The organism is Streptomyces sp. NPDC027189 (assembly GCF_055566975.1).
This window is the reverse complement of sequence record NZ_JBVHRI010000003.1, coordinates 272976-296765: the sequence shown is the minus strand read 5'-3', so window position 1 is coordinate 296765 and position 23790 is coordinate 272976. Positions and strand designations below refer to the sequence as shown.

Genomic DNA, 23790 nt, shown 5'->3' with positions numbered 1-23790 from the left:
GGGTACTGCCGAGCGGCACAGGGTGCGAACCGCCGAATGAGGTCAACTCGCCTTCGGCGACGGCGGATGCGTCGTGAACTGCTCCGCCTGCAGTGAGTACAGCTCCGCGTAGATGCCGCCCGTGGCCAGGAGCTCGTCCGGGCTCCCGGATTCCATGAGGCGGCCCTGGTCGAGGACGTGCACGAGATCGGCGTGGCGTACGGACGCCAGCCGGTGCGTGATGAGGATGACCGTCTGGCCGGTGCCCGCCAGGGCCCTTATCTTCTCGAAGACCTCCAGCTCGGCCCGGGCGTCGAGCGCGGCCGTCGGCTCGTCCACGATCAGGATGGCCCCGCGCCGGTACGCGGCCCGTGCGATGCCCAGGCGCTGCCACTGGCCGCCCGACAGCTCGTGCCCGCCGCTGAAGCCGCGGGCGAGGAGGGTGTCCAGGCCACGCGGGAGATCCGCCACGACGTCCTCCGCCCCGGCCTCGGCGACCGACGAGGTGAGGCGTTCGTCCGTCAACGGAGCCGAGGTGCGGCCGACCGCGACGTTCACGCGTGCCGTGAACGGCCACCGTTTGAAGTCCTGGGCCACCATCGCGATGCGCTCGGCGAGTTGATGCCGGTCCGCGGTCGCCGCGTCGACGTCGTCCCACAGGATCCGGCCGCGTTCGGGCGCGTAGAGGCCCGCGAGCAGTTTCACCAGGGTCGTCTTGCCCGAGCCGTTCTCGCCGACCAGCGCCACGATCTTGCCGAGTGGCACGCTGAGGGTGACGTCCGCGAGCGCGGGCCTGGTCGAGGTGCCCGGATAGGTGAACGTGACGTTCTCGAAGCGGATTTCACTCGGGTCGTCGGGGAGCGGATCGCCGCCCACCGGGATCGCGCGCTCGGCGGCCTCGACGTACAGGCGCTGCAGGTCGCCGACGAACAGGGCTTCCTCGTGCAGGGAGTTGACCTCCAGGACGAGCGTGTCGAGGCTCGCGGAGCCGGTGCGGATCGCGATCACGGCCGTACCGGCGACGGAGAGCGCCATCGCGCCGGCCAGCAGCAGTCCGCCGAGAGTCGCGTACGTAGCCACGGTGGCAAGTCCCGTCCAGGCGGCGGCGATCAGACCCGTGCGGGCGGAGAGCCGGGCCAGCCGGGCCTGTTCCGCCTCGGCGGTCTCCGACATCGAGCGGAAGTGGCGCAACAGGAAGGGCCCGACGCCGTGCACGCGGATCTCCGGGGCCGCGGCGGGCTCGGTGAGCAGACTGCTGATCAGATGCCCGGCGCGGGCGTGCTGCACCCAGGTGTGGAACGACTCGTAGCGGCGCCGCGCGATCGTCAGCGCGCTCCAGGCGCTGGGCAGTGTCATCGTGACGAGCAGCGGCAGCAGTGCGGGGTGCAGCACCGTCAGGACGCCCGCCGCCGCGCACAGTGAGATCATCGCGTTCACGACACGGGTGGCGATGGTGATCATGCGCCGGGCCGACTGGGCGCCGTACTGGGCGGTGTCGAGCAGTTTGTGAAAGGCGTCGTCCTCGATCGCGGCCAGCTCCACGGCCGCCGCCCGCTCCAGGTACAGCTCGGTCGCCACCCGCTCCACCTTCGGCTCCAGGCGTCCGGTGGCGTACGTCGACGCGGCCCGCAGCAACGCGCCGACCAGCATCACGGCGGCGACGGTGACCAGCGCCGGGAGCGCGCCGCGTAACCGGTCCTCGACCGGGCCGCTCGTCATCAGCCGCCCGAGCACGCTGTTGACCGCCAGCAGGCTGACCGCCTGGGCTGCGCCGCGGGCCAGCTCGGAGACCAGCACGACACGGGCGGCGCGCGGGTCCGCCTTCCAGGCGAGGCGGAAACTGGACGCGAGCAGTGACGGCAGCCGGGTCACCATCGCGCGAAAGTTCAACTCCAGGAAGGCGTCGGCGTGTTGGGACCAGCCCATGTCGTAGCGGAGCGGGCCGCCGAAGAGCAGGTGTTCCGAATCGGATGGCGGCGGCCTGTCGTCGCCGCGCTTCTTCCCCACCGATTTTCGTGCGGTCGTCCCCGCCGGCTTTCGTGCGGTCTTCCCCACCGTTGGCCTCCCCCAGGAATGGACGAACGGTCCATTCCCCAGGAACGCGGCGCTCCACGCGTGGCGGCAGCGGGGATTTGCGGCGACCGGCGCACCGACGGGCTCACTTCGGGCACTCCTGCGGCGCCGTCGGCCCCGCCCCCGACCGGAGGCCCTATGCGCTGATGGGACGCGACCAAGCGGGTGTGGTGCCGGTGACCCGGCACAGGGCCAGGTAGAGAGGGATCGGCGGGGTGTACGGAAGCGTGCCGTCCGGTTTGTGGATGAGTCCGGGTGCGTCGGGCGCGTCCGGTACGACCGCCCCCGTCGCGTAGCGCGCGGGCGCCGGCCACTCCAGGGCGACGTCGGAGTCGGAGGGCACGATCCACCACCAGTGCGCCCCGTCGGCGTAGACACAGCCCACGCGGGGCAGCCGCGGCAGCAGCAGCGGTCCGAACCGGGCGGGCACCGACACCGCGTCGCAGCCCAGCGGCACGGTCATGCCCTCGGGTACGAGGAGACGCCTCAACGGCCCCGGCATCCGCTGCCCGCGCTTCAGACGGACCAGCCTGTCGAGGCTCAGGACCTGCGCTCCAGGTCCCGCCGCCGGCGTACCCCTCACACCCTTCCCCGATCCCGGCCCCGCTGGGCCGGGGGGACCCCGGTGGTCCGCGTTCCCCAGAACGCCTCTGTCCCGGCGCCCCGGCCGTCGGCCGGTGGCTTCTTCGCGCTCCATCCCAGGTCGGACCGTGCTTCGGTGTCCGTCGCGCTCCAGACCGGGTCCGAATGGGTTCCGGTGTCCGAGTCGGGCCCGCCGGCTGCGCGCTCCAGCTCCGCCCAGACCAGCAGACCGGGCCCGGTGTCCTGGGCCCCCCAGGCCCTGGACACGGCCGCGACGAGGAGCAATCCCCTCCCGTGCTCCTCCTCGGGCCGCTGCGGCGAGGGGTGCGGCTCACCCGGAGCGCATCCCTCGTCACGTACGGCTATCCGTACGACGTCGTCGCGGTCGCGCAGCTCGCACACGACGCGCTCGCCCGCGGCGTGCACGATCGCGTTGGTGACCAGCTCGGAGATGACGAGGGCCGCCGTGTCGCAGGTGTCCTCGCACACCGCCCAGCCGGACAGCCGGCCACGCGCCAGACGTCTTGCCTGAGCGACGGATCCCGGGTGTGCGGCCAGCTCGAAGCGGAACCGGCGCTCGGCGGCCGCGCCGGGGCGGAGCCCTGCGGCGGCACGGAGACCAATCCGGTCTTCGGCGGCGTCTGTTCCTAACGGCGCGGACGGAGTCACGCTTGCCACTATCGCCCCGCCGTGAACACTTGGCAAGTGTCACTCTGAAAAATGCAGAGTGCCGTGTGACTCCGTGAGGGCGCGTGGCACACTGCTCGCAACAGCCCGTCGAGCGGCGCCAGTTGGGACAGTCGAAAGAGACCCCGAACGGCGCCGCGCGGGCTGTCCGGACTCAGTGGAGGTGGGACGTGAGCGAACCGCGGTCCGCGCCGACGGTCGGCCAGGTCGTCCTCGGCCGGCGCCTGCTGGACCTGCGGGAACGCGCGGGTCTCAAGCGTGAGGAGGCCGCGCGTATCCTGCGTGTCGCGCCCGCCACGGTCCGCCGTATGGAGATGGCCGAGGTCTCCCTCAAAATCCCCTACCTCCAACTGCTGCTGAAGTCGTACGGCGTCAGCGACGAGGAGGCCGAGGCCTTCGTCCAACTGGCCGAGGAGGCCAACAAACCCGGCTGGTGGCAGCGGTTCCACGACATCCTGCCGGACTGGTTCTCGATGCACGTGAGTCTGGAGGGCGCGGCCGCGCTCATCCGCTCGTACGAGCCCCACTTCGTGCCCGGGCTGCTGCAGACCGAGGACTATGCCCGCGGCGTCCTGAAGGCGGGCGCCATCGGCCAGACCAGGCCCGAGGACATCGAGCGGCATGTGGCACTGCGCATGCAACGCCAGAATCTGCTCACCCGTGAGGGCGCGCCCCGGATCTGGGCTGTGATGGACGAGACGGCCCTGCGCCGCCCCATCGGCGGTCCCGAGGTGATGCGGGCCCAGATCGACAAGCTGCTCCAGGCCACGAAGTTGCCCAATGTGACGCTGCAGGTGATCCCGTTCTCCTCGGGTCCGCACCCCGGCACGTACGGGCCCTTCGTGCTGTTCCGCTTTGCCGTGCCGGAACTCCCGGACATGGTCTACAGCGAGTACCTGACCGGCGCCGTCTACCTGGACGCGCGCTCGGAGGTGGCGACCCACCTCGAGGTCATGGACCGCATGGCGGCTCAGGCCGCTACGGCACATCGCACGAAGGAGATCCTCCGGGATCTCCGCAAGGAGCTGTGAATGGAACGCATCAAGCCGCGGATACGCAATGTGCACATCTACAACGGAATGCCTGCCCGCGAGCTGGGCAACGAGGGCTGGCACAAGCCGTGGAGCGGCGGAAACGGCGGCAACTGCCTGGAGGCGATGAAGCTCGCCGACGGGCGCATCGCGGTCCGCCAGTCGGCGGATCCGGACGGACCCGCCCTCATCTACACACCGGGCGAGATGACCGCGTTCATCCAGGGCGCGAAGGCGGGAGAGGCGGACTTCCTGCTCTCCTGACCCACTTGCGCTTCCTTTTTCCCACTTCCCTGATTTTGGCAGTGACTTGAACACTTACCGCGGCACGGACTTACGGAGACGGTCATGACCGGCCAGCCCCCCACCGAGATCGACACGAGCAAGCCGCATCCGGCGCGGATGTACGACTGGTATCTCGGCGGCAAGGACAACTACCCCGTCGACGAGGAGATGGGGCGGCAGATGCTCGACCTCGACCCGAGGGTGCCTGTGATGGCACAGGTCAACCGCGCGTTCATGCACCGTGCCACACTCCCCCAGCGCTGAACGCCTGGGGGGACCGCCAGGCCGGCCGAGAACGGCGTACGGCAGTTCCTGGACACCGGCACCGGCATCCCGACCGAGCCCAGCCTGCACCAGATCGCCCAGCGCGTCGCGCCCGACGCGCGCGTCGTGTACTGCGACAACGACCCGATCGTGCCGGCCCACGCGGCGGCCCTGCTGCGCAGCACGCCCGAGGGGGCGACCGAGTACCTGCAGGCCGACGTGCGGGACCCGAACGCCATCGTCGACGGGGCGAAGAAGGTCCTGGACTTCAGCCGGCCGGTGGCGCTCTCCCTCGTCGCGCTGCCGCACTTCGTCTCCGACGAGGACGGCGCGCACACCCTGGTCGACCGGCTGCTGTCCGAACTTCCCTCCGGCAGCTATCTGATGATGACCCACGCCACCGCCGACTTCACACCGCAGGAGTCGGCAGCCGCCATCGAGAAGCTCAAGGCGGTCGGCGTCACACCGGCACTGCGCTCGCGCGAGGAGTTCGCCCGCTTCTTCGACGGCCTCGACCAGGTCGAGCCGGGCGTCGGGGTGCCTCATCAGTGGCACCCCGAGCTGGGCGAGCCGGTTCCCGGGCAGGACGACGGGGTCATTCCCGGGTACGGGGCGGTGGGTCGCAAGGCCTGACCGGTCAGAACCAGGACCACATGCGCCGGGGGGAGGGTCCACCAGGCGGCTCACGGCCACCGCCGGAATCGGCGGCTGCTCCCGCCAGTGATGCGCGATGCCGACGGGTTGTGCCGACGTTCGACGAACGTCAGACGGTCAGCCCGGTGGCAGCACCCCGCACAGCGCGTCGAGCGCCGCCCCGTAGGCATGCTCCGTGGGCGTCGCATAGCCGACCACCAGCCCGTCGGGCGCGGCCATCACCGCCGCCGGGTGCCGGAACTCGGCGAGCCCGTCGAGCGCTACGCCCTGCCACGCGGCGGCCTTGACCGCCGACTGCTCGGTCCCGGGCGGCAGCCGCAGCACCGCGTGCAGCCCGGCCGCGATCCCGGTGACCTCGATGTGCGGTGCCCGCGCGGCGAGCGCGGCGACGAGCCGGTCCCGCCGCCCCCGGTACCGCTGCCGCATGCGCCGCACGTGGCGGTCGTACGACCCGGAGACGATGAAGTCCGCGAGCGTCAGCTGGTCCAACACACCGGCCCAGGCCTCCCGTTCGCCCTTGACGGCGAGTACGCCGTCGACGTACCGCTCCGGAAGGACCATCCAGCCCAGCCGCAGCGCGGGCGACAGGCTCTTGCTGACCGACCCGATGTGGATGACCCGCTCGGGGTCGAGGCCCTGCACGGCACCGACGGGCTTGCGGTCGTAGCGGAACTCCCCGTCGTAGTCGTCCTCCAGAATCACCCCGCCACGCGCGCGTGCCCAGTCGATCACCGCGGCGCGGCGCTCGGGATGCAGCGGACCACCGGTCGGAAACTGGTGCGCGGGCGTGAGCAGTACGGCCCGCTCCCTGCCCAACTCGGCCACTTGGGCGCCGTCGTCGTCCAGAGGCAGCGGTACGGTGCGTACGGACGCGGCGGCCAGCAGCTCGCGGTGGAAGCCGAGGCCGTACGACTCGACAGCCAGCGGGCCCCGCAGGACGGCGGGGAAGAGCAGCCGCAAGGCGTGTGCGAAGCCGGAGCAGATCACGATCCGTCCGGGCGCCGTGCGTACGCCACGCGCGCGTGCCAAGTACTCGGCGAGCGCCTCGCGCAGTTCGACCCGCCCCGCCGGATCGCCGGGCCCGAAGGCCTCGTTGGGCGCCTGCTGGAGGGCCCGGCGGTACGACGTGAGCCAGGCGGCGCGCGGGAACGAGGCGGCGTCCGGAGTGCCCTGCCGCAGGTCGTGCCGGGGTCCACGCGCGCCTGGTGGCGCCTTTTTGGGTACGGGCGCGGGGGCGCCGGGCGGCGCGACCCGCTCGGCGACCCGCGTGCCCGAGCCCTGGCGGGCGGTCAGCCAGCCCTCGGCGACGAGTTCGGCGTACGCGTCGGCGACGGTGTTGCGCGCGACGCCCAGGTCGGCAGCGAGTGAGCGGTACGGCGGCAGCCGGGTGCCGGGCGCGAGCCTGCCGCTGCGTACGGCCTCGCGCAGCGCGCGGATCAGCGCGGCCCGCCGCCCGCCCGAACCCGACAGCTCCAGGTGCAGGTCGGCGCCGATGCGCTCCGCGTAATTGACCCATGATTCCGCCACAGAAATGCACCCTACAGCCGGTCTTTCCGGCCCGTAGATTCATGGTCATGACGATGCACACGATGCACACGACGGCTGGTACCTCCTCCTCCGCCTCCGCTGCTGCGGGCGTGACGGCCGTGGCGGAAAACCCCCGTCTCGACTTCGCGAAGTCCGCCCCGAAGGTCTTCCGGGCCCTCATCGGCTTCGACGCGGCGGCCCGCGAGGGGCTCGACCCGGCCCTCGTCGAACTGATCCAGATCCGCGCCTCGCACCTCAACCACTGCGCGTACTGCCTCCACATGCACACCAACGACGCCCGCAAGGCCGGCGAGAGCGAGGACCGGCTGCACATGGTCGCGGTGTGGCGCGAGGCCCGGCACTTCTTCACTCCCCGGGAGCAGGCGGCCCTCGCGCTGACGGAGGCGGTCACGCGTGTCGCCGACGCGGGCGTGTCCGACGACGTGTACGCGCAGGCCGCCGCGGTCTTCGACGACCAGGAACTGGCTCACGTCCTGGCCCTGATCTTCACGATCAACACGTGGAACCGCGTGGCGCTGTCGACGGCCAAGGTGGCGGGCACGGACGAGCGCTAGACCACGCTGCGCGCCGAGATCTGCGACCGGGACCGACGGGGCGGCAACTACGTTCCGACGCAACGGCGAGGCACCACGGCGGACCGGTTCGGCGGTGCCGATCCGGTCCGCAATCGCCGGCATCCCGTGGCATCCGGTGGCATTCGGCGGCGGGATTCCTAAACCCTCATGGGGCGGTCGTACGGCCCGATCGGCGCCGGCAGGCGAGACACTCCCGAAAGGGCGCGGTCCACCGCGGCGGCCACCGCGCGGCCCTCGGCGATGGCCCAGACGATCAAGGACTGGCCGCGGGCCGCGTCCCCGGCGGCGTACACCCCGGGAACGTTGGTCGCGAAGTCCGCGTCGCGGGCGATCGTGCCGCGCGGTTCGAGGGTGAGGCCGAGCTGGTCGATCAGGCCGTCATGGCGGTCGGGGCCCGAGAAGCCGAGGGCGAGCAGCACGAGGTCGGCGGGGAGGGTCCGCCCGGAGTCGGGGACCGGCCGGCGCCGCTCGTCGACCTCGACGAGGTGCAGTGAGCGCACATGCCCGTCCGCGTCCCCGGTGAAGCGGAGCGTGGACGCCGCGAAGAGCCGGGCGTCCGCATCTGCCGCGGGCGCCGTGCCCAGCACGCCGGCCTCCTCGTGCGCGGCCGAGAGCCGATAGATCTTCGGGTACGTCGGCCACGGCTCGACGTCCTCGTCGCGCTCCGCCTCCGGCTGGGCATAGATGTCCAGCTGGGTCACGGACGCCGCGCGCTCCCGTACGGCCGTCCCCAGACAGTCGGCGCCGGTGTCACCGCCGCCGACGATCACGACGTGCCGGCCGGCCGCGGACAGCGGCGAGACCTCCAGATCCCCCTCGCACACCCGGTCGGCCAGCGGCAGATATTCCATCGCCTGATGGATGCCGGCCAACTCCCGCCCAGGTACGTCGAGTTCACGCCACGCCGTGGCGCCTACGGCGAGTATGACCGCGTCGTAGCGCGCTTTGAGGTCGGCGGCCCGGATGTCCGTGCCGATGGCCGTCGACGTGCGGAACTTCGTTCCCTCCGCCCGCATTTGCTCGAGCCGCCGGTCCAGGTGCCGCTTCTCCATCTTGAACGCGGGGATCCCGTACCGCAGCAGCCCGCCGATCCGGTCGGCCCGCTCGTACACCGCGACGGTGTGTCCGGCCCGCGTCAGCTGCTGGGCCGCGGCGAGCCCGGTGGGCCCCGACCCGATCACCGCGACGGTCCGTCCGGAGAGCCGGTCCGGGGGGCGCGGTGGCGTGAAACCGTCCTCCCAGGCGCGGTCCGCGATGGCCACCTCGACGTTCTTGATGGTGACCGCGGGCTGGTTGATCGCGAGCACACAGCCTGCCTCGCAGGGCGCCGGACACAACCGCCCGGTGAACTCGGGGAAGTTGTTCGTGGCGTGCAGCCGGTCGCTCGCCGCCCGCCAGTCGTCCCGCGAGACGAGATCGTTCCACTCGGGGATCAGATTGCCCAGCGGACAGGCGTCGTGGCAGAAGGGGATCCCGCAGTCCATGCAGCGATCGGCCTGTCTGTTGATGATCGGCAGCAGCGCCCCGGGGACGTACACCTCGTTCCAGTCCCGTACGCGTTCCTCGACGGGCCGGCGCGGGTACTCCTCGCGCGGTGTGGTCATGAATCCCTTGGGATCGGCCATGGCCGTCTCCCTTGCGTACGCGACGGGCAGGGGGCCGCGCGGCCGTCGGACGTCATCGGGCCACGGCCGTCGGGCGACACTCCTTTCCCGCCACGATACGTCGCCTCCGTGGGCGTCGCCGCTCAGCTGAGGGGTCGCTTCCGCGGAATGTGCTCGTCGCGGATGCGCCGCCCTCAAGTGAGGCGAGTGTGCGCCCCGGGTGTTCCAGCTCCGCGCCCTCGGGGCGGTCGTGTGCCTCAGATGAGGGCGAGCGTGTACGAGATCGCCGCGGCGGCCGACGCGACCGTGCGGACATGGTTCCACGTCGTCCACTCGCGCACGTACCTACGCCAGTACACGGCGGTCTCCGGTGTCCCGGGGTCCATCTTGAGCAGCGCCTCGTTGCGCGGCACGTTCGCGACGACCGTCACCCCGAACGACCCGACCAGATACAGCGCGCTACCCAGCAGCAGCTCCACCGTCCCGTCGTCTGGCAACAGTACGAACGTCACCACGGCGAGCACCGCGCACAACCCCGCCGAGCCGACGAACACCAGCATGAACGCCGGGCGCAACGCGGCGACATTGATCGCGTTCATCGCGGCGACCCCCTGCGCGGGCGGCAGCTCGGCGAGACCCCTCATCACGAACGTCGAGAACCCGCAGAACACCCCGGCCACCAGCCCGCAGCCGAGCACCCCCAGCAACGTCAGCACGAAATACGGCCCATCGATCATGACAACCCCCGCATCGATCCCCGAGATCAAAGATCCTGCACGGCGCCCTACCGTCACCACAAGTGAAATCCCGTACGGGGACAGTGACCATGGTCGAGGGGCGCTGGTGCATACGCGAGCGTCCAGCCGGGCGTGTCCGGGCGATGCCGACCCCGCCGTGGTCGGGCGACGCCGGCATGATGCGGCCGGGTGATGCCGCCCCCGGCGTGGCCCGGCGCTGCCGCCCCGGCAGGTCGGCGCGGCCGAAGCGGCCGACGGCGCCCGGTCACGTAGGTGTCGGGTGATGCCGCCCCCGGCGCGGCCCGGCGCTGCCGCCCCGGCAGGTCGGTGCGGCCGAAGTAGCCGACGGCGCCCGGTCACGTAGGTGTCGGGTGATGCCGCCCCCGGCGCGGCCCGGCGCTGCCGCGCCGGCAGGTCGGTGCGGCCGAAGTAGCCGACGGCGCCCGGTCACGTCAGCGCACGCCCGGCGTACCACCCCCGCAGTGCGGCGTCCACCGCCCCGGCGATCCGCCGCCGCGCCTCGTGCCGCGGCACACCGCTCATCAGCAGCTGGTCGTACGGAGTGTCCGTGTGCCGTACGGAGGCGCGGACCGCCGAGGTCACCGCGGCCTCGGACAGCGCACGACCCGCGGCGCTGCGCCCGACCCGCCCGCTGCCGCGCACCGAGGCGTGCGCGGCGATCGCCCGTGCCCGGTCGGCCGGGCAACCGGGAAACAGCCGGCGTATCTCCCGCGCGAACGCGTCCGTGAACCCGCAGATCCTCCGCCTCCCGCCGCCGCGCGTCCCGCACCCGGCGTCGCCGTCGCGCCTCCGCGTCCGCCAGGCAGCGCTCCTCGGCCCGGGCGAGCGCCGCCTCCTCGACAAGAACACCCTGCCGCTCGTACCTGCTCCGCCGCCGGTTGAACCGCACCACCACCGCCGACAGCGCACTGCCCTCCCTCGACCTCCGCGTCAGCGCCGTGTCACCGCGCGGCAGGAACACCAGATGCCCCAGATCCGCGCAGTCCAGACACCGTGGCAACCCCTCCTCCAGCGCCAGCAGCGCCAGCGGCCCGGTCCGGCACTCGGCACAGTGCCGCTTCTTGAGCGGCTGGATGACGAGAAGTCCGGTGCGGTGCGGGGGAGTTGCGATCGGTGCCATACGCGGTTCTTTCCCCCGTCCGCTCCGGGATCTACGCCGCCGGTGAACCGAGCGCGTCAGCCGTCGTCGGCAGTCGTCCTCGGGGGCAGCCGGCTGCGAGCCTCCTGAGCTCCTCGCGCCCGCCACCCCCACGAGAACGCCTCGCGATCGCGGCATCATGGGCCCGTGCGACTCGAAGCGATCACCTGGGAACGGCTCGGCGACCTCCTCGCCGAGCGTCTGCTCGACCTGAAACCGGACGACGGCAGCCCCTGGCCGCGCATCGCCTTCGACGGAGCCCCGGCCGCCCGCCCCGGCGAGCTCGCGCACCGGGTCTCGGAGGCGCTGCGCATACGCGGCCGGTCCTCGCTCGTGGTCGGTGCGGAGGACTTCCTGCGTCCCGCGTCGCTCCGGCTGGAGTACGGCCACCAGGACGTCGAGGCCTATTACGACGGCTGGGTCGACACCGGCGGCCTCTGGCGCGAGGTCTTCGGTCCCCTCGAAGCGGGCGGCAACGGCCGCGTCCTGCCCGACCTCTGGGACCCGGTCACCGATCGGGCCACCCGCAGCCCCTACGTCCAACTCCCGCCCGGCGGCCTCCTGTTGCTGCACGGCCCCCTCCTTCTGCGCCACTGGTTCCCCTTCGACCTCAGCGTCCACGTGCTGCTCTCCCCAGGTGCCCTCCGCCGCCGTACCCCCGAGGCCGAGCACTGGACACTCCCCGCGTTCGAGCGCTACGAGGCCGAGGTGGACCCGGGTGGCACGGCCGACGTCCTGGTGCGTGCCGACGATCCCCGCCACCCGGCGTGGAACGGCTGACTGAAAGTGCCGCTCCCCAGAGGTTTTATATGCACGCGCATGTAGTTAGCCTGAGTTCATGACGATCTCCGCCGACAACCCGGCCGCCTTCGACGACTCCGTCCGCACCCTCCTCGACGGCAAGAACTTCGCCAGTGTCGCCACCCTCGGCCCCGGCGGCGCTCCCCAGAACTCGGTGGTCTGGATCAAGCGCGAGGGCGACACCGTCCTCTTCTCCTCGACCGCCGGACGCCAGAAGGTGCGCAACCTCCAGCGGGACCCCCGCATCAGCCTCTCGGTCTTCGACCTTGCCAACCCCTACACCTCGGTCGAGATCCGCGGCACCGCCGAGGTCCTCCCCGACGACGCCAAACGCCTCCCGTACGAGCTCTCGCACAAGTACCTCGGCATCGACCCTCCGGCGGAGAAGGACGACGAGGTCCGCGTGATCATCCGTGTCGTCCCGCAGAAGATCGTCGGGTTCTCGGCCTGACCCCGGGCGGACCGGCGTGGCGGGCAACCTCGGTAACCGCGTACTTCCGGGTGCGCATCCCTGGGGACACGGCAAGAATGTAGGGCGCCGGGACTAGCGGTGTGTTCCGCGCCGCGCCGGCCGTCCGGCACCGGGAGGTACTTCATGACCACCGCCGGAGACATCATGCACCGTGGTGCCCAGTGGATTCCCGCCCACGAAACCCTGGACCGCGCCGCCCAGCTGATGCGCGAGCTCAACGTGGGCGCCCTGCCCATCAGTGACGAGAACGAACGACTCTGCGGCATCCTCACGGACCGCGACATCGTCGTCGGCTGTGTGGCCATGGGCCACGACCCGGCGCGAATCACCGCGGGTGAGATGGCCCAGGGCACACCGCGCTGGATCGACTCGGGCGCCGATGTCGGCGAGGTGCTCCAGGAGATGAAGGGGCACCAGATCCGCCGGCTTCCCGTGATCGAGAACAAGCGACTGGTCGGCATGATCAGCGAGGCCGACCTGGCCCAGCACCTGACGGACGAACAGCTCGCAGCCTGGGTCGAGAGCGTCTACGCGAGGAGCGCGACGAGCTGATCCGGCTCGTCCTTCCTGCCCTCTGGATCCGCCTGTCCCACTGTCCAGCCGTTGTCTGGTACGCGCTCGTCCGGCCGGCCGTGCCGGGCGAGACGCGTGTCAGAGCCAGCCGTTGCGCCTGAATCCCCGGTACAGGACGAGGCAGGCGACGGATATCACGCCTATGACGAGGGGGTAGCCGAACCTCCAGTGCAGTTCCGGCATGTTGTCGAAGTTCATGCCGTACACCCCGCAGACCATGGTCGGGACGGCGATGACCGCCGCCCATGCCGTGATCTTCCGCATGTCCTCGTTCTGCGCCACCGTCACCTGTGCGAGGTGCGCCTGCAGGATCGAGTTGAGCAGCTCGTCGAAGGCGGCGATCTGCTCGGTGACCCGCAGCAGATGGTCGGAGACGTCCCGGAAGTAGGCCTGTATCTCCGGGTCGACCACCCGTATCGGCCGGGTGGAGAGCTCCTGGACCGGGCGGGCGAGCGGGGCCACGGCCCGCTTCAGTTCGAGGAGTTCGCGCTTGAGCTGGTAGATGCGTCCGGCGTCCGTCCGCGCGCCGTTCTCCGCGAACACATCGGCCTCGACCTGGTCGATGTCCGCCTGGACCGAGTCCGTGACGTGCACATAGTCGTCGACCACGTGGTCCGCGATCGCGTGCAGTACCGCGGCCGGTCCCTTGGAGAGCTGTTGCGGGTCGGCCTCCAACTCCTCGCGCAACGGGCCCAGGGAGCCGTGCCGTCCGTGCCGCACGGTGATGACGAAATCGGGACCGACGAAGACCATGATCTCGCCGGTGTTCACCACCTCGCTGTTCGCCGTCAGTTCCTTGTGTTCGACGTAGCAGACCGTCTTGAACACCGCGAACAGCGTCTCGCCGTACCGCTCCAGCTTCGGGCGCTGATGGGCCTCCACCGCGTCCTCGACGGCCAGCGGGTGGAGGTCGAAGAGCTCGGCGATGCCGGCGAACTCCCGGTCCGTCGGCTCGTGCAGGCCGAGCCAGACGAACCCCTGGTCGTTCTTGCGGATCCGCTCCACGGTGTCGACCAGATCGCGGCCGCCCGGGACGCGGGCGCCGTCCTGGTACGCCACGCAGTTCACCACCGCGGAGCCCAGCGGAGACCGGGCGGGGTGACTCAGGTCGACACGGGCGCGCCGCCGCGTCAGCCGCGCCACCTTGCGGAGGCCGCCGACTGCGCCGAGGGCCGTGACCTTCCGCAGATTCCCTGCCATGGACATCTGGATCTCCTTGCGTGGATCCCCTCGCGCCGCACTTTGCGCCTTGGCGCGCCAGTCTGCCAGGCCTGATCGAGCACTGGAAAAGCCTGTGGGAACGGAATATTCCGTTCCGATGTGCGTGTTTGAGCGCGGAGACGGTGCTCGTCCGAGCGTGCGGGCTGCGCTCGCCCGAGTGTGCGGGCCGTGCTCGCCCGATCGCGCGGGTGATGACAACGGGAGCGTCGGCGATTCCGGACAAGCCGGTCAACTGGGATGATCGCCCTATGACGCGATCCGACGGGTATCTCCTCGACAACCAGCAGAACGAGGCGGGACAGCGCTTCGACGCCTTCGCCACTCTCTTCGACCCCACGACCTTCCGGCACATGGAGCGCCTCGGCATCGGCTCCGGCTGGCGCTGCTGGGAGGTCGGCGCGGGCGGCACGTCCGTGGTGTCTTGGCTCGCCAAGAAGGTCGGCCCGACCGGGCGGGTCATCGCGACCGACATCGACACCTCGTGGGCGGACTCCGCCGCCCGCTCGCCGGTCGAGGTCCGCGTCCACGACGTGGGCGCCGAGGAGCCGCCGGGGGAGGGCTTCGACCTCGTGCATGCCAGGCTCGTGCTGGTCCATGTGCCGGACCGGGAGCGGGCGTTGCGGTCGATGGTCAAGGCCCTGCGGTCCGGCGGCCGGCTCCTCGTCGAGGACGCCGACCCCGCGCTGCAGCCCCTGCTCTGCCCCGACGAGTCCGGCCCCGAGCAACAGCTCGCGAATCGGCTGCGCAACGGCTTCCGCAGCCTGCTCGCCGAGCGTGGCGCCGACCTCGCGTACGGCCGTAAACTCCCGCGGCTGCTCCGCCAGGCGGGGTTGTGTGGCGTGGAGGCCGACGCGTACTTCCCCGTCACCTCGCCCGCCTGCGACGCCCTGGAGACCGCGACGATCCGTCAGATCCGCGACCAGCTCGTCACCGCGGGCCTGGCCACCCAGCAGGACATCGACCGCCACCTGGCCAACGTCGCCTCCGGCTCCATGGACCTGGCGACGGCACCGATGATCTCGGCGTGGGGGCGCAAGGGGTAGACCGGTAAGGGGAGTTGGCGCGGGGCGCCATGGGTGATGCCGTCCACCCAGGTGTCGGCCCAGCGGCTGGTGGCGCGGGCCGGCCGGCCCGCCGGCCGATCGGCTGCGGTCGCCGACGCGGCCGCCGCCTCGGCCCTGCTGGCCCACCCGCGTGTCCGCCGGCTGGTCCGCGCCGCCGGGGTGCGCTACCCGGTCGGCCTCGCCCGTCCGCGCGTCGCCTCTCTGCGGCGGGCTGTCGTCGCACCCGCGTGCCGCCCCACCCGGTCGGGCTTTGCCTACGGCCCGCGTGTCACCTCTGTGCGGTGGCGCTGCCGCCCCCCACATACGAGCTGCCTCACCCGGATGGGCTTCACCTGCCCGCCTGCTTGTCACCTCTGCGCGGCGGCGCTACGGAACCCACCCGCGTGCCGCCCCACCCGCTCGGTTACGCCGGCCCGCCTGCCGCATGCATGGCGCCCTGTGCGATGGCGCCACCGGCCCACCCCTTATTGGCCCCTACAGCTGGCGTCGTCAGCCCACCTGCGTGCCCCGTCCGGCCGCCGTCAGGCGTCCACCGGTGGCCTCCCTCCGACCCGCTCCACCGCCATCGCCCCCGCCCCGCACCCCTCGGCCGCCGCCTCCTCGGGTTCCGCGCCCGCGAGCAGGGCGGCGAGGAACGCTCCGGTGAAAGCGTCACCGGCGCCCGTGGTGTCGCGGGGTGTGGCGGGCACGGCGGGGACATGGGCCCGGACGGTTCCCGAGCGGGCCACCAGGGCCCCGGCACCGCCCTGCTTGGCGACGACCAGGGGGACATGGCGGCTCAACTTGGCCGCCGCGTCCGTGGGGTCGGGCAGCCCGGTCAGCAGGTGCGCCTCGTCACGGCTGGGGAGCAGGATGTCGACGCCCTCGGCGAGTTCGAGGAAGCGGTCCACACCCAGCTCGCTGAGGAACCCCACCGAAGCGGGATCCAGGCTCACCTGTACGCCACGCGTGCGTGCCGACTCCAGTGCCACCGACACCAGCGCGCGGCTCGGCTCGGAGAAGAACAAGTAGCCCGACAGGTGCAACCACGCGACACCGTCGAGCAGCGCGGGCGACCAGTCGCCGGGGTCGAGCCGCAGAGAGGCTCCGCTGGCCGTGAGGAACGTGCGCTCCGCAGCAGCGCCCGTGTCCACCAGGCAGATCACCGTCCCGGTCGGCGCCTCCGGATCAACGACGAGAAGGGGGCGTACGCCGCAGGCCGCGAGCTCACGCTCGTGCCACCCGGCCGCATCCGCGCCCACCCGGCCGAGCAGTCGTACGTTCGAGCAGCCCCAGTGCGCGGCCCAGCACGCGACGTTGGCGCCCGCGCCGCCCGGCAGCGTGCGGATCGCGGCGGCCGTGTCGGTGCCTGCCGCGAGCGGTCCGCGGTGCCGGGCGACGATGTCCGTGACCACGTCCCCGACGACGAGCAGAGCGCCCGCAGGCACCCCCGTACCCCGCCCGGCACCCCCGTGATGCGTCCCGCTCACGCCCCGGCCCAGGCGGCCGCGATGCGCCCCGCGAGCCGTACGTTGCCGCGCACCGCCGCCAGGTTGGCGCTCAGCGAGGCGCCATCGGTGTGCCGGACCAGATAGTCGAGCAGAAACGGTGTCACGGCCTGTCCGGTGACGCCCTCCGCCTCACACGCGTGCAGCGCGTCGGCGAGCACGCGCGCGTGGAGCCCGGGATCGAGCTGCTCCCCCTCAGGGACGGGGTTCGCGACGATGAGCGCCGATGCGGGAGCGTTCAGCGCGTCCTGCGCCCGCATGACATCCGCCACCTGCTCGGGGGAGTCCAGCGTCCAGTCCACCGGATACCCCGAGTCCGAGAGGTAGAAGCCGGGAAAGCGTTCTGTGCCGTACCCGGCCACCGCCACGCCCAGCGTCTCCAGGCGCTGCAGCGTCGCGGGCACGTCCAGGATCGACTTCACGCCCGCGCAGACCACGGTGATCCGGGTACGCGCCAGCAGACCCAGGTCGGCCGACTCGTCCTGGGTCACCGTCCACTCCCGGTGCACCCCGCCGAGCCCGCCCGTCGCGAACACCCGTACGCCCGCGCGGGCGGCCAGCAGCGCCGTCGCGGACACGGTCGTCGCCCCGCTCGCACCCGCCGCCACCGCGAGCGGCAGATCGCGGTGACCCAGCTTGCGGATCCCGTCCTCGTTCGCGACCCGTTCCAGCTGCTCCTTGTCCAGACCTACACGGGGCTGCCCGTCGAGCACGGCGATCGTCGCGGGAACGGCGCCCTCCCGCCGTACGACATCCTCCAGCTCCCCCGCGACCTGCAGATTGCGCGGACGGGGCAGCCCGTGCGCGATGATCGTCGACTCCAGGGCCACCACCGGCCGGCGCGCGTCGAGCGCCTCCCGCACCTCTTCGGACACCACGATCACGCGTCTGCCTCCTGTCGCTCGTCTTTCCTCATCTCTGGCGGGCGGCGCGCCCGGTCAAACCCTTGCGACCTGCGGCGTACGACATCAGCCTGGGGGCATGACGGACAACTCGACACGTCTCGACCATGTCGTCCTGTGGGTGCGCGATCCGGTCGCCGCGGCCGACTTCTACGAGAAGGCGGTCGGCCTGGAGCCTCTGAGGGTCACCGAATTCGCCGCGGGGAAGACGTCGTTCCCCTCGGTACGCCTCAATGAGGAGACCATTTTCGACCTCGCGCCCCTCCCCCTGGCGGAGTACATGAACGTGGTCCCCGGAGGCGCCGAAAGTGCCGGGCACCCGGTCAATCACGTATGCCTGTCCCTCACGGGGCCCGAATTCGAAGCGCTACGAGCACGTCTGGAGGAGCGGTCCGTCCCCCTCTCGGGCTTCTCGTACGACTCCTACGGAGCCCGTGGGATGGCCAAGCGCAGCTTCTACTTCCGTGACCCGGACGGAAACGTCTTCGAGGCACGGCACTACGAGTAACCCTCGGGGCGGAGGAGGGGTGCTCCCACGCGCGGGAGCACCCGTCCGGGAGTCAGTGGCGAGGTCAGACAGGCCGCACGGAGTCTGCTACCGGCCGCGCGTTCCGGCCACCCTCCGCGTGAGGTCTTTCTCGAATGCCCTTAAGGTGACCGCTCATGACCACGAACACCCAGGCCACCCCGTCCTTCGCCGTGCACATCCCCGACGCCGACCTCGAACCGGAGCCCCTGGACCCGGCTCAGGTTGTTTCCGGTGACCCGGTGGTGACGGGCAAGGTGCTGTGGGAGTCGGCCGACGGCAAGCAACTGCGCGGCATCTGGCAGATCACGCCCGGCGTGGTGACCGACACGGAGGCGAATGAACTCTTCGTCGTCGTGAGCGGCCGCGCCACGATCGAGGTCGAGGGCGGCGACGTCATCGAGGTGGGCCCGGGTGACGCGGCGATCCTGCGTGAGGGCGACCGGACCACCTGGACCGTGCACGAGACGCTCCGCAAGGCGTACCACATCAGCCTCTGACGCGGTCGCCGGCTCAGCAGTGAGGTGCACTCACCGGCTCAGCGGTGAGACACCATCACCCGGCTCTCGGGGCAGTCGTCAGAACAGCGGCTCCGGAAGCACTCCCTCCAGCGCGAGCAGCTTCCGCTTCGTCTCCAGACCGCCCCCGAACCCGCCGATACCGCCGTCGCTCTCGACCACCCGGTGGCACGGCACGACGACCGGCAGCGGATTCGAGCCCATGGCCACGCCCACGGCCTGCGCCGCGCCCGGCTGGCCGACCCGCCCGGCCAGGTCCCCGTAGCCCACGACCGCGCCGTACGGAACGCCGGACGCCAGCTCGCGCAGCACCTGGCGGTTGAACCCGGAGATCAGCGACCAGTCCAGCGGCAGTTCGAAGGCGCGCCGCTCGCCGGCGAAGTATGCCTCGACTTGACGTATCGCCTCGGCCAGCAGCGGCGACTCGGGCGCCTCGACGGGCTCGGTGCCCAGACGGGACGCGAGCCGGTCGAGCGTTTTGTCGCGCACCTCGTCCGTGGCGTGGAAGACGACGTTCACCAGGCCGTCGCGCGTCGCTGCCAGCAGCAGTGGACCGATGTCCGTGCCGACGACGGTCCACACGACCTGCTGCTCGTACTGCCCGTGGCTGTCCATGCGATCCACCGTACGGCCCGCCACTGACAACGCCCGTGGCGCGGACGCGGGCAGCCGTCCGCACCACCGGCGAGAGCTGCGTAGCGCTACCCGAATGTCCTGCGGATGACGTCCGGGACGTTCGTGATGATGCCGTCCACGCCGAATCCGGCCAGGCGCCGGGCGGTGTTCGCGTCATTCACGGTCCAGGCGAAGACCTTCATCCGATTGCCGTGCGGTCCGCCGAATCCGTGGACCGCGGAAACATAGGCGGACGAGAGGGAGGTGTGATCCGCGTTGATCTGATCGGCGAATTGGGCGTACTGGGGGAGCTGCGCGATCGACGGCTTGCCCAGGAAGGCCGTCCTGATGCCCGGGCGCAGATCGTGGACCGTTCGCACACTGTCCGCGCTGAAGCTCTGGACGAGCAGGCTGCTCCTCAGATGCGTCTGATCGAGCCAGCCCTCGTTGCTCAGGAGCTTGAGAGTCTGTCGCTCGATGCCGGGATAGAGATCGGGATTCTTGATCTCCAGGACGAGCTTCTGGTGGTTGTGCGAGACGCGGTCCATGTACTGCTTCAGTGTCGGCACGCGCGCGCCCGCGTACCGGGGGCTGAACCAGCTCCCGGCGTCCAGGCGAGCGATCTCCGCGCCGGTGAAGTCCTTGACCTTCCAGGGAGCCCTGTTGGGATAGACCTTCTCGACGTCGGTGGTACGCGCCAGCGTGGCGTCGTGCAGGACGACGAGTTCACCGTCCCTGGTGCGCTGGACGTCGTTCTCGACCCAGCTGAATCCCATTGCGGCCGCCTTGTCGATGGCGGCCAGGGTGTTCTCGGGTGCATCCGCCGAGGCGCCGCGGTGGGAGACGATCACCGGTCCGGTGCTCTGGGACCCGGCCCGGGCGTGCGGGCTGGGGAGTATCACAACAGCGCCCCCTAGAAGCGCGGCGGTCGTGGCGGCGGCAACGCGCGCGTGCATTCCATCTCCTCGCGTCGAGTGATCACTGACAGCACAAGAGTGACAGCAGAGAGTCAATGGAGGAGGGGTGCGAGATGGCCACAGATTGAATGGAGTTGTCCAAGTCCGCTCACTGGTGGCGCACAGGTGGGGCGAGGCCGTGATTCTTTGCCGGAAAATCGTTCGACCATTCCGGTGGGAGTCATACTCTCTGCCTCGACCCTGTCCGCTCTTGCGGTCCCGAGGGTGGGGGCATTTCAGGGAATTTCAGGAGCAATAGGCGGGAAGGGCAGCCGCACATGCAGGGCACGGTCGACGGCTTCACTTACGGACTCGTCACACCGCTGGTGGCCTACGTCATGGCCTGCCTGGGTGGAGCGCTGGGTCTGCGCTGCACCACCAGATCGATGCTCGTCGCCCGTTCCTGGCGCGCCGGCTGGCTGGCGCTCGGCTCGGCCGCGATCGGCTCGGGGATATGGACCATGCACTTCATCGCGATGATGGGGTTCACGATCAAGGAAACCCCGATCCACTACGACAAGCCGACGACGTTCGCGAGCCTGGGCGTGGCCATCGTGATGGTCGGCATCGGGATCTTCATCGTCGGCTACCGCGGGGCCCGCGGAACGGCACTCTTCACCGGGGGCACCATCACCGGCCTGGGAGTCGCCTCGATGCACTACCTGGGCATGGCCGGCATGCGCCTCAACGGAAGACTCGAATACAACACCCTCACGGTCTCCGCCTCCGTCGTCATAGCCGTCGTGGCCGCCACAGCCGCCCTGTGGGCGGCGGGACAGGTGCGGGGCTTCGTCTGGAGCGTGGGCGCCAGTCTCGTCATGGGGCTCGCCGTCAGCGGCATGCACTACACGGGCATGGCCGCCCTCAGCGTCCACCTTCACGGCACGTCCAGCACCCCTGGAGGCGACTCGCCCGCCGCCCTGCTCGGGCCCATGATGATCGGCCCCCTGGTCTTCCTGTGTCTGGCGGGCGTCGTCGTGATGTTCGACCCGCTGATGGTCATGGGAAGGCCCGACTGGACCCCCACGGAGAACCGGCCCGGCATCCCGGCCCACCCCGCCGTCCCGCACCCCGGCCGCCGTCCTCCGTCCCGCACCGAGCGGAACCAGCGGCACCGCAGCTCCCGCACCCCGCAGAGCTGGTGATCCGGCCCCGTTGTCAGTGCGGGGTCGTACGGTGGATTCCATGCGGCCCGTATCCAAGATCGAACGTTCGGTGGCGCCCTTCGAGGTCGTCAGCCCCTACCAGCCGAGTGGTGACCAGCCCACGGCCATCGCCGAGCTGGAAAAGCGCATCCGCGCAGGTGAGAAGGATGTCGTGCTGCTGGGTGCGACCGGCACCGGCAAGTCCGCCACCACCGCGTGGATGATCGAGAAGCTCCAGCGCCCCACCCTGGTGATGGCCCCGAACAAGACCCTGGCCGCCCAGCTGGCCAACGAGTTCCGCGAGCTGCTGCCGAACAACGCGGTCGAGTACTTCGTCTCGTACTACGACTACTACCAGCCCGAGGCGTACGTCCCGCAGTCGGACACCTACATCGAGAAGGACTCCTCGATCAACGAGGAGGTCGAGCGGTTGCGTCACTCCGCGACCAACTCGCTGCTGACCCGCCGTGACGTCGTGGTGGTCGCCTCGGTCTCCTGCATCTACGGCCTCGGTACGCCGCAGGAGTACGTGGACCGGATGGTCTCGCTCAAGGTCGGCGACGAGATCGACCGCGACGACCTGCTGCGCCGCTTCGTCGACATCCAGTACACGCGAAACGACATGGCGTTCGCCCGAGGCACCTTCCGGGTCCGCGGCGACACCATCGAGATCTTCCCGGTCTACGAAGAGCTGGCCGTCCGTATCGAGATGTTCGGCGACGAGATCGAGGCCCTTTCCACGCTGCACCCGCTCACCGGCGAGGTCATCAGCGACGACGACCAGGTCTATGTGTTCCCGGCCTCCCACTACGTGGCGGGCCCCGAGCGCATGGAGCGCGCGGTCAACGACATCGAGAAGGAGCTGGGGGAGCGCCTCGCCGAGCTGGAGAAGCAGGGCAAGCTCCTGGAGGCCCAGCGCCTGCGCATGCGGACGACGTACGACCTCGAGATGCTCCGCCAGATCGGCTCCTGCTCCGGAGTCGAGAACTACTCGATGCACTTCGACGGCCGCGAACCCGGCTCCCCGCCGAACACGCTGATCGACTACTTCCCGGACGACTTCCTGCTCGTCATCGACGAGTCGCACGTCACCGTGCCCCAGATCGGCGCGATGTACGAGGGCGACGCGTCTCGCAAGCGCACCCTCGTGGACCACGGCTTCCGACTGCCGTCCGCGCTGGACAACCGCCCCCTGAAGTGGGAGGAGTTCCAGGAGCGCATCGGGCAGACGGTCTACCTCTCGGCGACCCCGGGGCAGTACGAGCTCTCCCGCTCCGACGGCCAGGTCGAGCAGATCATCCGCCCCACCGGCCTGATCGACCCCGAAGTCGTCGTCAAGCCCACCGAGGGCCAGATCGACGACCTGGTGCACGAGATCCGCAAGCGCACCGAGAAGGACGAGCGGGTCCTGGTCACCACACTCACCAAGAAGATGGCCGAGGACCTCACCGACTACTTCCTGGAACTCGGCATCCAGGTGCGCTACCTCCACAGCGACGTCGACACCCTGCGCCGCGTCGAACTGCTGCGCGAGCTGCGCGCCGGCGAGTACGACGTCCTGGTCGGCATCAACCTCCTGAGGGAGGGCCTCGACCTGCCCGAGGTCTCCCTGGTGGCGATTCTCGACGCCGACAAGGAGGGCTTCCTGCGTTCCGGTACGTCGCTGATCCAGACCATCGGCCGCGCGGCGCGCAATGTGTCCGGACAGGTCCACATGTACGCCGACAAGATCACCCCGGCGATGGAGAAGGCCATCGAGGAGACAAACCGCCGCCGGGAGAAGCAGGTTGCGTACAACAAGGAGAAGGGAATCGACCCGCAGCCCCTGCGCAAGAAGATCAACGACATCGTGGCGCAGATCGCCCGCGAGGACGTCGACACGGAGCAGCTGCTCGGCTCGGGTTACCGCAAGACGAAGGACGGCAAGGGCGCCAAGGCCCCCGTGCCCTCGCTCGCCGGCAAGGCGGCCAAGTCGGCCAAGGCCAAGGCCAAGGGCAAGGAGACGGTGCCGACCGACCGCCCGGCAGCCCAACTCGCCGAGCAGATCGAGGAGATGACGGAGCGGATGCGCGCCGCCGCGGCCGATCTCCAATTCGAGATCGCGGCCCGACTGCGCGACGAGGTCTCCGAGATGAAGAAGGAGCTGCGCCAGATGAAGGAGGCAGGCCTGGCCTGACGTCCTCGCGGGCCATGCCGGACCTCGGCATATGCGCGCTGTGTTGCAAGACCGACACAAAGCGCGCCCCGGGGTTCGGCACTGTCAGTGCCGCTGCGTAGGGTTCTGGTCATCCGCGGACTCCGCGGCAACAGGGGACAGTTCGAGAGGGGATCA

General features: G+C 70.6%; 22 protein-coding genes and 2 pseudogenes. 12 read left to right on the top strand and 12 right to left on the bottom strand.

The features are described from left to right. Positions 1-42: 42 nt before the first annotated feature. The 3 genes from ACZ4RZ_RS09200 to ACZ4RZ_RS09190 form a co-directional block, all read right to left on the bottom strand. Positions 43-1905 (bottom strand): ABC transporter ATP-binding protein, encoded by a 1863-nt coding sequence (locus ACZ4RZ_RS09200; protein ID WP_467743674.1) that lies wholly within the window; start codon positions 1903-1905, stop codon positions 43-45. A 283-nt stretch (positions 1906-2188) separates the two neighbouring features. After that, entirely contained in the window at positions 2189-2554 is a 366-nt protein-coding gene (locus ACZ4RZ_RS09195) for a hypothetical protein (RefSeq protein WP_467743673.1), read from the bottom strand. A 77-nt stretch (positions 2555-2631) separates the two neighbouring features. Continuing rightward, entirely contained in the window at positions 2632-3312 is a 681-nt protein-coding gene (locus ACZ4RZ_RS09190) for an ATP-binding protein (protein WP_467743344.1), read from the bottom strand. Between the two features lie 179 nt (positions 3313-3491). Between ACZ4RZ_RS09190 and ACZ4RZ_RS09185 the strand changes: the two genes are divergently transcribed. The 3 genes and pseudogenes from ACZ4RZ_RS09185 to ACZ4RZ_RS09175 all read left to right on the top strand — a co-directional run bounded on the left by ACZ4RZ_RS09185 (position 3492) and on the right by ACZ4RZ_RS09175 (position 5534). Further along, entirely contained in the window at positions 3492-4352 is an 861-nt protein-coding gene (locus ACZ4RZ_RS09185; protein WP_467743343.1) for a helix-turn-helix domain-containing protein, read from the top strand. Next, positions 4353-4616, top strand: a complete 264-nt coding sequence (locus tag ACZ4RZ_RS09180; protein WP_467743342.1) for a DUF397 domain-containing protein — start codon at positions 4353-4355, stop codon at positions 4614-4616. It begins immediately after the preceding gene. An 84-nt stretch (positions 4617-4700) separates the two neighbouring features. Continuing rightward, positions 4701-5534: pseudogene (locus tag ACZ4RZ_RS09175) on the top strand (SAM-dependent methyltransferase). Between the two features lie 138 nt (positions 5535-5672). Here ACZ4RZ_RS09175 and pdxR read toward each other — a convergent pair. Continuing rightward, entirely contained in the window at positions 5673-7082 is a 1410-nt protein-coding gene (pdxR, locus tag ACZ4RZ_RS09170; protein ID WP_467743341.1) for a MocR-like pyridoxine biosynthesis transcription factor PdxR, read from the bottom strand. Between the two features lie 41 nt (positions 7083-7123). Here pdxR and ACZ4RZ_RS09165 point away from each other — a divergent pair, with 41 nt between their 5' ends. Next, the gene (locus ACZ4RZ_RS09165) at positions 7124-7657 is read left to right on the top strand and encodes a carboxymuconolactone decarboxylase family protein (protein WP_467743340.1); all 534 of its coding nucleotides are present in this window, start codon (positions 7124-7126) and stop codon (positions 7655-7657) included. 158 nt (positions 7658-7815) lie between these two features. On the opposite strand, the gene ACZ4RZ_RS09160 is transcribed toward ACZ4RZ_RS09165, so the two are convergent. The 3 genes and pseudogenes from ACZ4RZ_RS09160 to ACZ4RZ_RS09150 all read right to left on the bottom strand — a co-directional run bounded on the left by ACZ4RZ_RS09160 (position 7816) and on the right by ACZ4RZ_RS09150 (position 11160). Beyond that, on the bottom strand, positions 7816-9303 hold the full coding sequence (locus ACZ4RZ_RS09160) for a glutamate synthase subunit beta (protein ID WP_467743339.1): 1488 nt from the start codon (positions 9301-9303) through the stop codon (positions 7816-7818). Between the two features lie 236 nt (positions 9304-9539). Further along, entirely contained in the window at positions 9540-10019 is a 480-nt protein-coding gene (locus tag ACZ4RZ_RS09155) for an anthrone oxygenase family protein (protein WP_467743672.1), read from the bottom strand. Between the two features lie 447 nt (positions 10020-10466). Continuing rightward, positions 10467-11160: pseudogene (locus ACZ4RZ_RS09150) on the bottom strand (DUF2293 domain-containing protein). Between the two features lie 165 nt (positions 11161-11325). On the opposite strand from ACZ4RZ_RS09150, the gene ACZ4RZ_RS09145 reads away from it, so the two are divergent. From ACZ4RZ_RS09145 to ACZ4RZ_RS09135, 3 genes are all read left to right on the top strand, one after another. Next, positions 11326-11958, top strand: coding sequence for a nucleoside/nucleotide kinase family protein (locus ACZ4RZ_RS09145; protein ID WP_467743338.1), 633 nt, complete (start codon positions 11326-11328; stop codon positions 11956-11958). Between the two features lie 58 nt (positions 11959-12016). After that, positions 12017-12430 carry a PPOX class F420-dependent oxidoreductase gene (locus ACZ4RZ_RS09140; protein WP_467743337.1) on the top strand — a complete coding sequence of 138 codons (414 nt, stop codon included), beginning with the start codon at positions 12017-12019 and terminating at the stop codon, positions 12428-12430. 144 nt (positions 12431-12574) lie between these two features. Then, the gene (locus ACZ4RZ_RS09135; RefSeq protein WP_467743336.1) at positions 12575-13003 is read left to right on the top strand and encodes a CBS domain-containing protein; all 429 of its coding nucleotides are present in this window, start codon (positions 12575-12577) and stop codon (positions 13001-13003) included. 99 nt (positions 13004-13102) lie between these two features. On the opposite strand, the gene corA is transcribed toward ACZ4RZ_RS09135, so the two are convergent. After that, the gene (gene corA, locus ACZ4RZ_RS09130; RefSeq protein WP_467743335.1) at positions 13103-14230 is read right to left on the bottom strand and encodes a magnesium/cobalt transporter CorA; all 1128 of its coding nucleotides are present in this window, start codon (positions 14228-14230) and stop codon (positions 13103-13105) included. Between the two features lie 263 nt (positions 14231-14493). Here corA and ACZ4RZ_RS09125 point away from each other — a divergent pair, with 263 nt between their 5' ends. Next, positions 14494-15288: a methyltransferase domain-containing protein gene (locus tag ACZ4RZ_RS09125; protein ID WP_467743334.1), complete on the top strand. Its 795-nt coding sequence runs from the start codon at positions 14494-14496 to the stop codon at positions 15286-15288. 542 nt (positions 15289-15830) lie between these two features. On the opposite strand, the gene ACZ4RZ_RS09120 is transcribed toward ACZ4RZ_RS09125, so the two are convergent. After that, on the bottom strand, positions 15831-16736 hold the full coding sequence (locus ACZ4RZ_RS09120) for a carbohydrate kinase family protein (protein ID WP_467743333.1): 906 nt from the start codon (positions 16734-16736) through the stop codon (positions 15831-15833). Between the two features lie 38 nt (positions 16737-16774). Continuing rightward, the gene (locus ACZ4RZ_RS09115; protein ID WP_467743332.1) at positions 16775-17680 is read right to left on the bottom strand and encodes a pseudouridine-5'-phosphate glycosidase; all 906 of its coding nucleotides are present in this window, start codon (positions 17678-17680) and stop codon (positions 16775-16777) included. 97 nt (positions 17681-17777) lie between these two features. Here ACZ4RZ_RS09115 and ACZ4RZ_RS09110 point away from each other — a divergent pair, with 97 nt between their 5' ends. Then, complete coding sequence (locus ACZ4RZ_RS09110) at positions 17778-18206, top strand: VOC family protein (RefSeq protein WP_467743331.1); 429 nt, start codon at positions 17778-17780, stop codon at positions 18204-18206. A gap of 155 nt (positions 18207-18361) precedes the next feature. Further along, positions 18362-18724 carry a cupin domain-containing protein gene (locus tag ACZ4RZ_RS09105; protein ID WP_467743330.1) on the top strand — a complete coding sequence of 121 codons (363 nt, stop codon included), beginning with the start codon at positions 18362-18364 and terminating at the stop codon, positions 18722-18724. A gap of 78 nt (positions 18725-18802) precedes the next feature. On the opposite strand, the gene ACZ4RZ_RS09100 is transcribed toward ACZ4RZ_RS09105, so the two are convergent. Beyond that, positions 18803-19357 carry a methylated-DNA--[protein]-cysteine S-methyltransferase gene (locus ACZ4RZ_RS09100; protein ID WP_467743329.1) on the bottom strand — a complete coding sequence of 185 codons (555 nt, stop codon included), beginning with the start codon at positions 19355-19357 and terminating at the stop codon, positions 18803-18805. Positions 19358-19443: 86 nt separating this feature from the next. Next, entirely contained in the window at positions 19444-20313 is an 870-nt protein-coding gene (locus ACZ4RZ_RS09095) for a glycerophosphodiester phosphodiesterase (RefSeq protein WP_467743328.1), read from the bottom strand. Between the two features lie 278 nt (positions 20314-20591). Here ACZ4RZ_RS09095 and ACZ4RZ_RS09090 point away from each other — a divergent pair, with 278 nt between their 5' ends. Beyond that, positions 20592-21458 (top strand): MHYT domain-containing protein, encoded by an 867-nt coding sequence (locus ACZ4RZ_RS09090; protein WP_467743327.1) that lies wholly within the window; start codon positions 20592-20594, stop codon positions 21456-21458. Positions 21459-21498: 40 nt separating this feature from the next. Beyond that, a complete protein-coding gene (gene uvrB, locus ACZ4RZ_RS09085; protein WP_467743326.1) occupies positions 21499-23634 on the top strand; it encodes an excinuclease ABC subunit UvrB in 2136 nt (711 codons plus the stop codon). Positions 23635-23790: the final 156 nt, after the last annotated feature.

Coding starts and splice junctions, on each gene's coding strand:
- ACZ4RZ_RS09200 (WP_467743674.1), bottom strand. CDS start 1,905: ATGGGCTGGTCCCAACACGCCGACGCCTTCCTGGAGTTGAACTTTCGC.
- ACZ4RZ_RS09195 (WP_467743673.1), bottom strand. CDS start 2,554: ATGCCGGGGCCGTTGAGGCGTCTCCTCGTACCCGAGGGCATGACCGTG.
- ACZ4RZ_RS09180 (WP_467743342.1), top strand. CDS start 4,353: ATGGAACGCATCAAGCCGCGGATACGCAATGTGCACATCTACAACGGA.
- ACZ4RZ_RS09165 (WP_467743340.1), top strand. CDS start 7,124: ATGGTCATGACGATGCACACGATGCACACGACGGCTGGTACCTCCTCC.
- ACZ4RZ_RS09160 (WP_467743339.1), bottom strand. CDS start 9,303: ATGGCCGATCCCAAGGGATTCATGACCACACCGCGCGAGGAGTACCCG.
- ACZ4RZ_RS09155 (WP_467743672.1), bottom strand. CDS start 10,019: ATGATCGATGGGCCGTATTTCGTGCTGACGTTGCTGGGGGTGCTCGGC.
- ACZ4RZ_RS09140 (WP_467743337.1), top strand. CDS start 12,017: ATGACGATCTCCGCCGACAACCCGGCCGCCTTCGACGACTCCGTCCGC.
- ACZ4RZ_RS09135 (WP_467743336.1), top strand. CDS start 12,575: ATGACCACCGCCGGAGACATCATGCACCGTGGTGCCCAGTGGATTCCC.
- corA (WP_467743335.1), bottom strand. CDS start 14,230: ATGTCCATGGCAGGGAATCTGCGGAAGGTCACGGCCCTCGGCGCAGTC.
- ACZ4RZ_RS09125 (WP_467743334.1), top strand. CDS start 14,494: ATGACGCGATCCGACGGGTATCTCCTCGACAACCAGCAGAACGAGGCG.
- ACZ4RZ_RS09110 (WP_467743331.1), top strand. CDS start 17,778: ATGACGGACAACTCGACACGTCTCGACCATGTCGTCCTGTGGGTGCGC.
- ACZ4RZ_RS09105 (WP_467743330.1), top strand. CDS start 18,362: ATGACCACGAACACCCAGGCCACCCCGTCCTTCGCCGTGCACATCCCC.
- ACZ4RZ_RS09100 (WP_467743329.1), bottom strand. CDS start 19,357: ATGGACAGCCACGGGCAGTACGAGCAGCAGGTCGTGTGGACCGTCGTC.
- ACZ4RZ_RS09095 (WP_467743328.1), bottom strand. CDS start 20,313: ATGCACGCGCGCGTTGCCGCCGCCACGACCGCCGCGCTTCTAGGGGGC.
- ACZ4RZ_RS09090 (WP_467743327.1), top strand. CDS start 20,592: ATGCAGGGCACGGTCGACGGCTTCACTTACGGACTCGTCACACCGCTG.
- uvrB (WP_467743326.1), top strand. CDS start 21,499: ATGCGGCCCGTATCCAAGATCGAACGTTCGGTGGCGCCCTTCGAGGTC.